Raw genomic sequence first — 13132 nt, forward strand, 5'->3', positions numbered from 1 at the left:
GTGAAGGTCTCCGTTGCGGTTTCCTCATCGCCCAGATCGTCGAACGCACCGTTCTGGTCATAGGAGAACGTGCCGTCCGCATTGACCGTCAGCAGCGCACCGGAGTCCAGCACGATCTGAGACCCCACCGACGCCGACGAGCCGTTGACAGAAGCGATCGAAAGTGCGTCACCGTCCGCATCCGTGTCATTGGCCAGAAGGTTCTCGCCCGTGAGCAGACCGTCCTCGTCGACCGTGTAGCCGTCATTTTCGGCATCGGGTGCGGTGTTTTCATCGGCCTCAAGCGTGTCGAGGATTGACTGGTAGCTGACCGTTTGATCCGCAAAGCCCAGCCATTCGACCGTGATGTCAACGAGATCGACCGCGACATTGATCACCTGAAGGAATGACCCGCTGACCGCGAAGCTGTAATCGGAAAGATTGCCTGCGAAGAGCACGGTGTCCGAACCCGACCCGCCCAGATAAGTGTCCGAGCCCTCACTGTCGTGGAAGGTGTCGTTGCCGCCATTTCCGCTCAGGACGTTGTTTGCGCTGTTACCGTAGAATGTTTCAGAACCGGCTCCGCCGATCGCATTTTCAATGACAGTGCCTTCCGCGATCGTCAGGTTGCCCGTGCGCCCGCCGATATTGGATGCCGTGACGGACGTGGACTGACTGTCATTCGCGATGAGACTGATCAGCGAGTTGTTGCCGTAGCCCGAGAGGTCGAGCGTATCGATGCCGCCACCATCGACAAGTGTCGACGCCGTCTTGTTGGCATAACTCGACCACTGGGCCCAGATGTCACTGACATCCGAGGTCACCGTCGTGTTGAAGCCCCACGTCGTGTTTTCCGTGAACGCATTGGCGACCCCGAACCCCTGGGAGCCGTAGATTGCGTCGAGAGCCATCCAGTCGACGGACATCGGTGTCTGCAAGAGAGCACCGGAAGCATCGACATTGGTGTTCTCGCCCTGGCTGAAATAGGACATCATTGATGCCTGCCAGCTGTCGTTGGCGAAGTTGTTGCTCTGACCGAAGGTCGCCGATCCGTTGTAATTGCCCTGGTGACCCAAGCCGAGCGCGTGGCCGATTTCGTGGAAGATCGTCTGGAGCGTGTAGTCGTTATAGGTCGATGTGCCGCCCGACCATGAACTGGCGACATTCACATAACTCGTCGCGATGGTGCCGTTGCTGTAGTAGCTGTAATTCGCCCAGGCGCCGGACGAGTTGTCGCTGAAGAAGAAATCGACCTGAGACGTGCTTGTCGACGTCGTTTCCTCGAAATCGATGCCTAGGGTTGCCTCGAAAAGCTTGAAAGCCTCGCGCACCAGCACCTTGCGGTCTTCGGTGATGCCGTTGCTGTCCGAAGAAAAACCGGAAACGTTGTAGTAGAGCACGCCGTTATTGGCGTCGGTGCCCGATGAACCGAGATTGTGCGACAGTGTTCCATCGGAATTGGATGTATTCAAACCCTTGTCGGCCCAGTAACCGCTGGTCAGGTAGTCGGCCATATCGCCGAGCGTCGCTGTTGCCGCTGACGCTCCGGCTGTGTTCATGCCACCTTCGGAGTCGGCGTTGAGCGTGACACTGTCCTCTTCTCGGGCGCCGCAGCCGGGACATGGACACGTCTGGTCATGAAGGATGACGCCATCTTCGCCGACAACGGGTGCAAATGCGGAAAAGACTGCATCCGTTGCGCCGTCTTCACCTTCCCGGGTGCCGGTTTCTTCCGATTGAGAGGACGCGTTGTCAGGTGCGGTTTCGGCATCCGGAGCTGGCTGGCCGATGCTTGTGTCGTGTCCCTCCGGCTGACTTGCAGGAGCACCGTCGTCTCGCTCCCCTTCGAAAAGCGCATCGAGCAGTTTCTTGACAGGTCCGGCCGCGTCGTCTGCGTTCTCATTGCCTGAAGCGGCTCTGAGACCCGGGCCGCTGTTTTCCGCGTTGACTGCGGAGTTGCCCTCACCCGATGAGAATATGGTTTTCCAGGCTGGCTTGTCTCCGAGAAACTGCACCCAGTTTGCCGCAACAGAGCCTTCGGAAGCCTCATCGCTCAAACGCTCATCAATCGCGGAGATGCCTTGCGCCAGCTCCGACTGCCATTGTCCGGACTTGAATTTTGTCGCCAGGGAGAAATCAAATGCGGCCCTGGGGATGACTGGCCCGTTTTTGAAACCGAAGGAAAATGCCGGATGCATGCAGCCTCGCAAAACAGATTGCTCAAGAACCGCTTGTTCAAAATTTCCAAGCAGCTACCAATAATTTTGTTTGAGGCAATCAAAACATTCCACCAACTTCGGGTATACTAGATCAAGAAATACAAAGTATACTTTTTTAAAATTTGACTCTTTTTTTCGAATTATGTTTCTTTTTCATAGTTAAATTATTGTAAATTCGATCAAGTAAACTTACTGACACTCAGAAAGTGCCTTGAAAGGTTTGAATTTTTGATTTGGCACGGCAGTATTTTTACCAATGATTAGGGTCGTATCTGTTTCCTCCCATCCTGTATCGGCACTGCAGCGGGTCGCGTAAAGGCAGAAAATAAATCCAAAAAAGTCCGAATTTCCCGGTTTTCGCCCATTCATTTTTGCTCTCCAAGGCCCCGCACGCGGCCCCGGCCATTGCAATAAGAGCGTCCCGGAATGACGCTATTGCGGCGTCGACAAATATTGTATACAAGCGCGCACAATAAATATCCGCTAAAACAGGTGCCGGAGCACACCCTTTTTCAGATCCCGCCCCCGACCAAACGAGGCAGACCCGTCCATGTCAAAGATCAAAGTCGACAAACCCGTCGTGGAACTCGATGGTGACGAGATGACGCGCATCATCTGGGCTTTCATCAAGGACAAGCTGATCCACCCCTACCTTGATGTCGACCTTCTCTATTACGACCTCTCGATTCAGAAGCGTGACGAGACGGACGACCGGATCACCGTCGACGCCGCCAACGCAATCAAGGAACACGGGGTCGGTATCAAATGCGCCACCATCACACCCGATGAAGCCCGTGTTGAAGAATTCGGCCTGAAACGCATGTACCGGTCCCCGAACGGTACCATCCGCAACATCCTTGGCGGTGTGATCTTTCGTGAACCCATCATCATGCAGAACGTGCCGCGCCTCGTGCCGGGATGGACTCAGCCGATCATCGTTGGCCGTCATGCGTTTGGCGACCAGTACAGGGCGACCGACTTCACCTTCCCCGGCAAGGGAAAGCTGACCATCAGGTTTGTCGGCGAGGATGGAACCGAGATCGAGCGGGACGTATTCGATGCGCCCTCCTCCGGTGTTGCGATGGCCATGTACAATCTGGACGACTCGATCCGCGATTTCGCGCGGGCGTCCCTGAACTACGCACTCCAGCGCAAGGTTCCGTGCTATCTGTCCACCAAGAACACAATCCTCAAGGCCTATGACGGCCGTTTCAAGGATCTGTTCCAGGACATTTATGATGCCGAATTCAAGGAGCACTATGATGAGGCCGGCATCTGGTACGAACACCGCCTGATCGACGACATGGTCGCCTCTTCGCTTAAATGGTCCGGCGGCTACGTCTGGGCCTGCAAGAACTATGATGGCGATGTCCAGTCCGACACGGTTGCCCAGGGTTTCGGCTCTCTCGGCCTGATGACGTCGGTCCTGATGACGCCGGACGGCAAGACCGTCGAGGCCGAAGCCGCCCACGGCACGGTCACCCGCCACTACCGCCAGCACCAGAAGGGCGAGAGCACATCGACAAACTCGATCGCCTCGATCTTTGCCTGGACAAGAGGTCTGGCACACCGCGCCAAACTCGACGGCAACGATGAACTGGCCAGGTTTGCACGTACACTGGAAACGGTTTGCATCGACACGGTCGAATCCGGATTCATGACCAAGGACCTCGCCCTGCTCGTCGGGCCGGACCAGGGCTGGCTGACCACGACCGGGTTCCTCGACAAGATCGATGAAAATCTTGCAAGGGCGATGAACGCGAACTGAGCGGCAACGCCCAAAGCGACAGGATGTGACCCACGTCCTGTTTCCAGGCAGAGAATGAGGTTAGGTTTCCGGCAAAGCTCAGGCCACTTCATCTGGGCACCAAATCGAAGCACGTGCAGATACATCGCACACAAGCGAATGAGGGACACCGTGATCGAACTGTTCGGCGCCGACTATTCCGTTTACGTGCGCTCCGCGCGCCTGGCACTTGAAGAAAAGGGACTGGACTACACCCTCTCGCCGATTGACGTGTTCGCGCCCGAAGGCGTTTCGGAAGACTATCTTGCGCTTAACCCGTTCGGAAAGATCCCGGCGTTCAGACACGACGGTTTCGTTCTCTTTGAGACCAGTGCCATTCTTCGCTATGTGGACGAGGCGTTCGACGGACCCTCTTTGCAGCCCTCGGCTGTTCGTGAAAGGGCGGTCATGAACCAGATCCTCTCGATCCTCGATTCTTTTGCCTACCGGACATGCGTCTGGGAGATTTATGTCGAACGCGTTGCCAAGACCCGGGATGGCAGCACCGCCGACGAGGTCAGGATTTCCTCAGCGCTCGGTGAAGCGCGAACGATCGTCAGCACACTGGAAAGATTGCTCGAACCCGGACCCTTCATGCTTGGAAGCCGGCCATCTCTGGCAGATTGCCACGCCGCTCCGATGCTGCACCTCTTCGCGCAGGCCGAGGAAGGCGCGATGCTCTTGAAAAGAGCGCCCGGTCTGGCGAACTGGCTGGACAACATGCGCTCACGGCAGAGTTTTCAAGATACCGCGCCGCGCCAGAGCCCCGAATAGCCCTCACACGCCAAGCGCAAAGTCGAGTGCGGCCTTCGCATGAAGCGCCGTCGTGTCGAAAGCCGGAATTTCAAAGTCTTCCTGCGAAACCAGCAGCCCGATTTCCGTGCAGCCGAAAATCACGCCGTCCGCGCCGGCCCCGGTTTCCTTCTTTACGATGTCCAGGAAAGTCTGCTTGGAATCCGCCCAGATCTCTCCCTGGCAGAGCTCCTCATAAATGATCCGGTGGATTTCAGCCCTGTCGTCCGCGCCGGGAACCGTGACGGAAACACCGTGGTTGCGCGCCAGGTGCCCCTTGTAGAAATCCTGCTCCATCGTATAGGCCGTTGCCAGCAGCAACGGACGGGAACACCCTGCCTCCCGGATGGCCGGCGCAGTTGCATCCGCGATGTGAAGGAGCCGGATATCGATTGCGTCCTGAACCTCTTCAGCCATCTTGTGCATGGTGTTGGTGCAGATGACGAGACACTCCGCGCCGCCCCGTTCCATTTGCCGGGCTGCGCTCACCATGGCTTCGGCCGCGCTGTCCCAGTCACCTGCCGCCTGAAAGGCCGCGATCTCGGCGAAATCGAAGGACCATGTCAGGCACTTGGCGGAATGCAGACCGCCCAACCTCGCACGCGCCATCCTGTTCAGATACTGATAATAGGTGACTGTGCTTTCCCAGCTCATTCCACCAAGCAAGCCAATGGTTTTCATGTTAGCGTTTCCGGGTTTCAAGGAGCTTTTCTTTTCGAGTCGGATGTCAGGGAAATCCATTATGCACAAGACTTTGTGGCCCAGTGGGCACTTGATAAATTTTCACAGCCTTGCAATCGCGATCTTGAGTCTGTTGCTGTTGGCGGGTTCCACCTTAGGCGGCGTCGCGCAGTCCGTCTACGAACCGCCGCGCGGTTCTGCGGAACGGCGCGAGATCCTCGACGCGGTCCGGCCGATGGTGGAAGCGCGCGTCGGCCCGCCGGTTGAGTTCGTTGTCGGCTGGATGCGGTCCGGGGCAGGCTGGGCTTTCGTCAATGTCAATCCGCAGCGTCCTGGCGGCGGCAAGATCGATCCGTTTCTGACCACATTCGCCAGCCAGGCGGAATACATGGACGGTCTCTCCACCTATGCGCTGCTGCGGTATCAGTATAATCGCTGGAACCTGGTCGATTTCGTGGTAGGCCCGACCGACGTGTTCTGGCAAGGCGATCCGCTCTATGCGCAGGTTCCACTCGGACTGACGCCTTATTGAACCGGCGATCCGCCCCGCTTGGGGCCTGTTTCAGGATTGTTTGGGAGGGTCGGCCGCGGTGTCTTTTTCGAAAGACAGTTCCGGTTCGTCGCCGCCTTCGTTCGAAGAGGCATAGACACCTGCCTGGTGCAGCTCTTCTTCGGCCAGTTCTCCCAGCACCTTCTTGCCTTCATGGACGCGCTCACGTGCCTCGTCCATGATCTTCTTGCCAAGCGAGGCATCCTTGTCCAGCAGGCGGTGCAGCGCTTCCGATTCAAGAACAAGCAACTGGCAGTCGCGATAGGCGGTCACGGTTGCTGTTCGGCGGCTCTGGTTGATGAGAGCCAGCTCGCCGAAAAAGCTTCCCTCACCGAGATAGACCGTGTCGTGCTTGAGGTTGATGGCAACCTCACCTTCCGAAATGAAGTACATTCTGTCCGCAACGTCGCCCTGGGCGGCGATGATCCCGCCCTTGCGGACCGTCTGGGCCTGCAGAAGCTTCGACACTTCGGCAATTTCGGTTGCCGTCAGATCCTCAAAGAGCGGCACGCGCGCCACCATGGACCAGGTCACCACGAAATCGCGCGAGTGGATCTCGCGCGCAAAGGCCGACGCAATGATCCCGACCGGCAACGCGATCAGGCCATAGCCCATTAGCATGACGAAGCTGCCGAGCAGTTTGCCAAGGTTGCTGACCGGGACGACATCGCCGTAGCCAACGGTGGTTATGGTGGTGATCGCCCAGTACATGCCGTGGAGAATGCTGCGGAATTTTTCCGGCTGAACATTGTGCTCGACAAGATACATCAGCGTGGCCGACAGGAGGATCACGCCAAAGATGATCATGCTTGATCCGAGCAACGCCTTCCGCTCACCGACAACGGCCGAAATCAGCGACCTGAGCGCGGGGGAATAGCGGGCAAGTTTCAGGAACCGCAACAGGCGCAGGATCACGACAATCGTGACCGCCTGATTGGGCAGGAACAGAACGAACAGGAGCGGCAACGCGCCAATCAGGTCGATGATCGCGTCCGGATGAACGGCATAGCGCAGACGCGACCAGAGCGGGCCATACCGGCGGAGCGGCGGGTGAAGGTCGGCGACATAGATCCGCAGCACGTATTCCACCAGAAATACGAAACCACTGCCAAGCTGGACAAAGCGAAGGTGATGGCCGAGCGTGGTGCGGACCTGCGGAACGGTTTCCAGAACAGCAAGCACAATGTTCAACAGAATCAGAAAGACCAAGAAATGGCGCAGCGAACGCGCTGCAACCCGTCTTTTGCCTGTGTCTTCAAGCACTTCATAAAGTGCCCGCTTCAAGCTTTGGTCCTGCACCGCCTGCTCCACTCTGGCATCCCGCACATTCATGAATAGCCCAACATCGGCCTGTGAACCAAGAATTCTGTGAGCGGTTGCAGCGAAAACAAAAACTTGCCCGACATAAAACTGATATCAAACAGGTCAGAACCGTTACTGATTCTGGGAGATCGAAATTACAAGGTTACTTTCGATATCTGGTGAAGACCCTGCCGCCCCCAGGCCGGAAAATCGAGCTTCGTCACGGAACGGGAGTATCGATTTACTGCGCTTTGTCGGCGCGATCGGTATCATTCAGTTTCACTGCGATGTGGCCGGTGGCTGGATCGGTCTGGCGGCACTGCCGATGTTTATCATGCTGCTGGTGTACTACGGTGCCGGCAAACCAATCGCACAACAGGCAAGGCGTTTGCTCTTGCCCTGGCTTGCCTGGAGCGCGATCTATGCGTGTCTCAAATACACACGCAGCATCATCAACGGCGCGCCTCTTTCAAGCGAATTTGCCCCCTGGATGGTTCTGACCGGAACGTCATTGCATCTTTGGTTCCTGTCTTTCTCATTTCTGTTTCTTCTGCTTTGCGTGCTGGTGCCGGAGCGAACACCAACGCCCCTTCTCACGCTTGTTTGCGTCATACTCTCCGGTGCGTCCCTTTGGGTCAGCAACACGGCCAACCTGCTGATTCCGCTGGTGCAGTGGATGCCCGTCATTCCTGCCGCGTTCGCCGGTCTGCTGATGCAACGTTTCTCGCATCAAACCGTTGTTCCGGCCGCCCTGGGATGCAGTGCGATCGTTGCGTTATTTTTTGGCCTGGACACGATGACACCCCAACTCGCGATAGCCGGCCTGGCCGTCGCGCTCGCAGTCGCAATTCCAATGCGGCAAACAAAATTGGTCGATACCTTGTCCGGACTGTCGCTCGGAATGTATCTGGTTCATCCCGCCGTGATGGTGTTCATCCTTATCTTCGTCGCCAAGGACGCGGTTTTGTTCTTCCCGCTCGTTCTACTCGGTTCAATTCTGATCACGGCCCTGCTCAAACGGTTTGCGCCTGCAATCGTTTAGGCTGCGGGCAGCGGCATCGAAGCCCTTGCGGTAACGAATAATGGGAACTGAGATCTTCCGGGTCTTGTTTTGACAGGATCTCAAAAATGCCGGCAGCGTTTGTTTTCGCGAAAGCCGGTTCCTCAAAAGGTCACGCGCTTCCCATTCGATCACGCCGTTCGCGCAAAGCTGTGAGAATCCGGCGTCCCAATGTGATTGGGCAAAATTGTCGCAGATCCTATCTCTAGGACACGGACCCAGAAATGAGGCTGAAATGGTTTGAGGCGGCTTGCTTCTCGTCAAGGAGCGGATGCGCAGGGAATGGAGTTCATTTTCAAGCCTTTCGCAACGCCGAGGAGAAGAAAGCCGGTCAAATCCGAAGAACATGGAAATGGCTTCGCCCCGTGGCGTCAGCGTGCTCGACCGGGCAGGAAGCCCGCTCCGCGCACCCTTCCTAACGGGATTTCGCCATTTCACATGCGATCTCAGTCTCATTTATGGGTCCGTACCCTGACGTGGGCACAACCGACAAGGAGAATGAGATGACGATTGAAACGAACAAAGCCCGTGCCGCAGAGACTTCACCGCATCACGTGGTTCTGAAAATGCTGATTGTCTCGACTTTTGCATCCGCCGCCGCCTTGGCTTTGGCTGCAGCACTGCATTGAACCAACTCCAGCATTTCCCAATGAAAAAAGCGTGCCGTTCAGGCACGCTTTTTCATTTTCAGCTGCCGGAAGCGCTGACTACAGACCGGCGAGATGAGACTCGATCGCCTCGATCGCGGAGCCTGCCTTTGAGCCATCCGGGCCACCAGCCTGCGCCATGTCCGGCCGTCCGCCGCCGCCACGGCCGCCGAGGGCTTCAGAGCCGATCCGGACAAGGTCGACAGCGCTGACTTTCTCGGTCAGGTCACCCGTGACGGCTGTCACGATCGCAGCTTTGCCGTCTTCGGCCACACTGATCAGGATGACGACGCCGGATCCCAATTGGGTCTTGGCTTCATCGGCCATACCCTTCAGATCCTTCGGGTTGATCCCCTCAACGGCGCGCGCCATGACCTTGAACGCACCGGCATCCTTCACGGGTTGAGAGCCATCACCGCCGCCGCCCATGGCGAGTTTTTTCTTGGCGTCTGAGAGTTCTTTTTCAAGTTTGCGGCGCTCGTCGACAAGCTGCGCAACCCGGGCCGGAACATCATCCGCGCCGATTTTCAACAAGGCTGCGATCCCGCGCATGCGCTTGTCCTGCGCGTCGAGATAGGCACGGGCCTCGGCGCCGGTCAGAGCCTCGATGCGGCGCACACCGGCCGCAACCGCACTTTCCGAAACAAGCGTGACAAGCCCGATATCTCCGGTGCGCCTGACATGCGTTCCACCGCACAGTTCCAGCGAATAGGGCTTGCCTGACTTGTCGCCGTGCAGCGCCGTTCCCATGGAGACAACGCGCACTTCCTCGCCGTATTTTTCCCCGAAGAGGGCCATCGCGCCGGCTTCGATTGCATCGTCAACCGCCATCAGCCGGGTCTCGACCGGTGCGTTCTGCAGGATGATCTCGTTGGCAAAGGTTTCCACCGTCCCCAGTTCGCCATCGTCCATGGGCTTGGGATGCGAAAAATCGAACCGCAGCCGGTCAGGTGAAACCAGCGACCCCTTCTGGACAACATGACTGCCCAGAACCTCGCGCAGCGCTTCATGTACCAGGTGCGTCGCAGAGTGATTGGCACGAACCGCGCTGCGGCGCGCATGATCGACCTTGAGTTCCAGCGCCAGTCCGGCAACCAGTTCGCCTTCCTCGACAGTCACTGAATGCACGAACAGGCCATCGGCCTTTTTCTGCGTGTTTGTCACAGACACTCTCAAACCGGGCGCGAGCATCACGCCGGTGTCGCCGACCTGACCGCCGCTTTCTCCGTAAAAGGGCGTCTGGTTGAGGACGACGAAGCCGCTGTCACCCGCCGAAAGCTTGTCGATTTCCTTGTCTTCCAACGCAAGCGCGGCAACGACCCCTTCTGCACTCTCCGTTTCATAGCCGAGGAAGTCCGTTGCTCCGTGCTTCTCCTTGAGCGCAAACCAGACGGCTTCCGTCGCGGCGCCGCCCGACCCGGACCAGGCCGCACGGGCCTCTGCTTTCTGCCGCTCCATGGCAGCGGCAAATCCGTCCGTATCAACGGAAATGTCGCGCACGCGCAGCGCGTCCTGGGTGAGATCAAGCGGAAACCCGTATGTGTCGTAGAGCTTGAAGGCGGTTTCCCCATCCAGCTGACCGCCGGCGGTCAGATCTTCCGTTGCACTGTCGAGAAGTCCGAGGCCGCGTTCCAGTGTCTTGCGGAACCGTGTCTCCTCAAGCTTCAGCGTTTCGGTGATCAGGTCTTCCGCCCGGGACAATTCCGGATAGGCCCGCCCCATCTCGCGCACGAGAGCCGGCACAAGCTTGTGCATGAGCGGCTCGCTCGCCCCCAGAAGATGTGCATGGCGCATGCCCCGCCGCATGATCCGGCGCAGCACATATCCCCTGCCCTCGTTTGACGGCAGCACGCCGTCGGCGATCAGGAAGCTTGTAGAGCGCAGATGGTCGGCAATGACCCTGTGACTGCCGAGTGCTTCACCGGCCGCTTCAACGTGGGTTTCGTGCTCCGACGCGGCGATCAGCGCCTTGAACAGATCAATATCGTAGTTGTTGTGGACGCCCTGCAGAACGGTTGCAAGACGCTCGATCCCCATGCCGGTGTCGATGGAGGGGCTCGGAAGATCCAGCCGTTCCTCGCTTGTCTGCTCGTACTGCATGAAGACGAGGTTCCAGATCTCGATGAACCGGTCGCCGTCTTCTTCCGGGCTTCCCGGAGGCCCTCCCCAGATGTGATCGCCATGGTCATAGAAGATTTCCGAGCATGGTCCACACGGTCCGGTATCGCCCATCGACCAGAAATTGTCCGATGTCGGAATGCGGATGATCTTGTCGTCGCTCAGGCCGGCGACCTTCTTCCAGAACCCTGCAGCGGCATCGTCTTCCGCATAGACCGTGACCAGCAGACGATCCTTGGGAAGTCCGTATTCCTTGGTGATGAGGTTCCAGGCAAGTTCGATCGCCCTTTCCTTGAAATAGTCGCCAAAGGAAAAGTTGCCGAGCATTTCGAAGAACGTGTGGTGCCTTGCCGTATAACCGACATTGTCCAGATCATTGTGCTTGCCGCCTGCGCGCACGACCTTCTGGGCCGTAACGGCGCGCGAATAGGGCCGTGTCTCCAGACCGGTAAACACGTTCTTGAACTGGTTCATGCCCGCATTCGCGAACATCAGCGTCGGATCGTTGCGTGGAACAAGCGGCCCGGATTCAACCACTTCATGATCGTTTTTCTTGAAGTAGTCCAAGAACGTGGAGCGGATTTCATTTACGCCGGTCATTCGGGTCTCGCATCGGTCCGGCCCTTCGAACGGGCCAATTGAAAAAGGCTTCCGGCACGAAGTTTCCACATCGGGATCCGCGCCGGAACAGCCTTTTAACTTTGACCTTAAATCCTGTCCAGCAATTGCACGCATTCGCGCCTTCGCCGGACGCATTCATTTGTCAGACGCAGTCACAGCATCAAAAAGGAAAGGCTCTCTCCATTTCCGGAGAAAGCCCTGTCCAATTGCTTGTGCCTGAACTGGTCGAAAGGGATCAGGCCTCCGGTGCGGGTTCCCTGTCTTCCAGAGCGTCTTCGGCACCTTCCGGGTCGATAATTGCTTCGGCGATCAGGCCGGCATTTTGGCGGATGGCCAACTCGATCTCGTCCGCAATTTCCGTGTTTTCCTTCAAGAACTGCTTGGCGTTCTCACGGCCCTGCCCGAGGCGCTGGCTGTTGTAGGAGAACCAGGAACCTGACTTCTCGACGACATTGCCCTTGACCCCGAGATCGATCAGCTCGCCCATCTTGGAGACGCCTTCGCCGTAGACGATATCAAACTCGACCTGCCGGAAAGGAGGTGCCAGCTTGTTCTTGACGACTTTCACCCGGGTCTGGTTGCCGACCACCTCGTCGCGGTCCTTGATCGAACCGATACGGCGGATGTCAAGGCGCACGGACGCGTAGAACTTGAGTGCGTTTCCGCCCGTTGTTGTCTCGGGAGAGCCGAACATCACGCCGATCTTCATGCGGATCTGGTTGATGAAGATAACCATGGTGTTCGACTTGGAGATGGATGCGGTCAGCTTGCGCAGGGCCTGGCTCATCAGACGTGCCTGCATGCCCGGCAGGCTGTCACCCATCTCACCTTCAAGCTCTGCTTTTGGCGTCAGGGCCGCGACGGAATCGATCACCAGCACATCGATCGCCCCGGAGCGGACCAGCGTGTCGGCGATTTCAAGAGCCTGTTCACCCGCGTCCGGCTGCGAAATCAGAAGATTGTCGATATCGACGCCCAGCTTGCGTGCATAGACGGGGTCGAGCGCGTGCTCCGCGTCCACGAAAGCGCAAATACCGCCGTCCTTCTGCGCCTCGGCGACCGTGTGAAGCGCAAGGGTCGTCTTGCCCGAGGATTCCGGCCCGTAGATCTCCACGATCCGGCCGCGCGGCAGCCCTCCGATTCCAAGGGCGATATCGAGACCGAGGGACCCGGTCGACACCGCCTGGATCTCAACGGCCTGCCCCTGCCCCATCCTCATGATGGACCCCTTGCCAAAGGAGCGTTCGATCTGGCTGAGCGCTGCATCAAGCGCTTTTGTCTTATCCATCTGGCTGCTTTCTACGAGACGAAGTGTACTTTGCGACATGGCTCACGCTCCTTATTCCACGATGGACGCGTTGTTTCAATATTGGGATT

General features: G+C 57.8%; 10 protein-coding genes. 5 read left to right on the top strand and 5 right to left on the bottom strand.

The genetic code is table 11. From position 1 onward, the window contains the following. The coding region (locus RBB49_RS27335; RefSeq protein ID WP_306146141.1) for a M10 family metallopeptidase C-terminal domain-containing protein at nucleotides 1-2177 on the bottom strand (2177 nt) is incomplete at its 3' end. 571 nt (nucleotides 2178-2748) lie between these two features. On the opposite strand from RBB49_RS27335, the gene RBB49_RS27340 reads away from it, so the two are divergent. After that, the gene (locus RBB49_RS27340; RefSeq protein WP_306146142.1) at nucleotides 2749-3966 is read left to right on the top strand and encodes an NADP-dependent isocitrate dehydrogenase; all 1218 of its coding nucleotides are present in this window, start codon (nucleotides 2749-2751) and stop codon (nucleotides 3964-3966) included. A gap of 150 nt (nucleotides 3967-4116) precedes the next feature. After that, the gene (locus RBB49_RS27345) at nucleotides 4117-4758 is read left to right on the top strand and encodes a glutathione S-transferase family protein (protein WP_306146143.1); all 642 of its coding nucleotides are present in this window, start codon (nucleotides 4117-4119) and stop codon (nucleotides 4756-4758) included. 3 nt (nucleotides 4759-4761) lie between these two features. On the opposite strand, the gene RBB49_RS27350 is transcribed toward RBB49_RS27345, so the two are convergent. Then, nucleotides 4762-5457, bottom strand: a complete 696-nt coding sequence (locus tag RBB49_RS27350; protein WP_306146144.1) for an aspartate/glutamate racemase family protein — start codon at nucleotides 5455-5457, stop codon at nucleotides 4762-4764. A 139-nt stretch (nucleotides 5458-5596) separates the two neighbouring features. On the opposite strand from RBB49_RS27350, the gene RBB49_RS27355 reads away from it, so the two are divergent. Then, nucleotides 5597-5989, top strand: coding sequence for a hypothetical protein (locus tag RBB49_RS27355; protein WP_306146145.1), 393 nt, complete (start codon nucleotides 5597-5599; stop codon nucleotides 5987-5989). Nucleotides 5990-6019: 30 nt separating this feature from the next. Here the strand turns inward: RBB49_RS27355 and RBB49_RS27360 are convergent, their stop codons facing one another. Continuing rightward, the gene (locus RBB49_RS27360; protein WP_306146146.1) at nucleotides 6020-7291 is read right to left on the bottom strand and encodes a cyclic nucleotide-gated ion channel; all 1272 of its coding nucleotides are present in this window, start codon (nucleotides 7289-7291) and stop codon (nucleotides 6020-6022) included. Nucleotides 7292-7544: 253 nt separating this feature from the next. Here RBB49_RS27360 and RBB49_RS27365 point away from each other — a divergent pair, with 253 nt between their 5' ends. Beyond that, nucleotides 7545-8351 (top strand): acyltransferase family protein, encoded by an 807-nt coding sequence (locus RBB49_RS27365; RefSeq protein WP_336623447.1) that lies wholly within the window; start codon nucleotides 7545-7547, stop codon nucleotides 8349-8351. A gap of 521 nt (nucleotides 8352-8872) precedes the next feature. Continuing rightward, a complete protein-coding gene (locus RBB49_RS27370; protein WP_306146148.1) occupies nucleotides 8873-8998 on the top strand; it encodes a hypothetical protein in 126 nt (41 codons plus the stop codon). Between the two features lie 78 nt (nucleotides 8999-9076). Here RBB49_RS27370 and alaS read toward each other — a convergent pair whose 3' ends face one another. Together alaS and recA are read right to left on the bottom strand one after the other, a co-directional pair. Next, nucleotides 9077-11734 (bottom strand): alanine--tRNA ligase, encoded by a 2658-nt coding sequence (gene alaS / locus RBB49_RS27375; RefSeq protein ID WP_306146149.1) that lies wholly within the window; start codon nucleotides 11732-11734, stop codon nucleotides 9077-9079. Nucleotides 11735-11990: 256 nt separating this feature from the next. After that, a complete protein-coding gene (recA, locus tag RBB49_RS27380; RefSeq protein WP_306146150.1) occupies nucleotides 11991-13082 on the bottom strand; it encodes a recombinase RecA in 1092 nt (363 codons plus the stop codon). Between the last annotated feature and the right edge of the window lie 50 nt (nucleotides 13083-13132).

This window comes from Roseibium sp. MMSF_3412, assembly GCF_030733265.1.
Classification (GTDB): Bacteria; Pseudomonadota; Alphaproteobacteria; order Rhizobiales; family Stappiaceae; genus Roseibium.

Coding starts and splice junctions, on each gene's coding strand:
- RBB49_RS27340 (WP_306146142.1), top strand. CDS start 2,749: ATGTCAAAGATCAAAGTCGACAAACCCGTCGTGGAACTCGATGGTGAC.
- RBB49_RS27350 (WP_306146144.1), bottom strand. CDS start 5,457: ATGAAAACCATTGGCTTGCTTGGTGGAATGAGCTGGGAAAGCACAGTC.
- RBB49_RS27370 (WP_306146148.1), top strand. CDS start 8,873: ATGACGATTGAAACGAACAAAGCCCGTGCCGCAGAGACTTCACCGCAT.
- alaS (WP_306146149.1), bottom strand. CDS start 11,734: ATGACCGGCGTAAATGAAATCCGCTCCACGTTCTTGGACTACTTCAAG.
- recA (WP_306146150.1), bottom strand. CDS start 13,082: ATGTCGCAAAGTACACTTCGTCTCGTAGAAAGCAGCCAGATGGATAAG.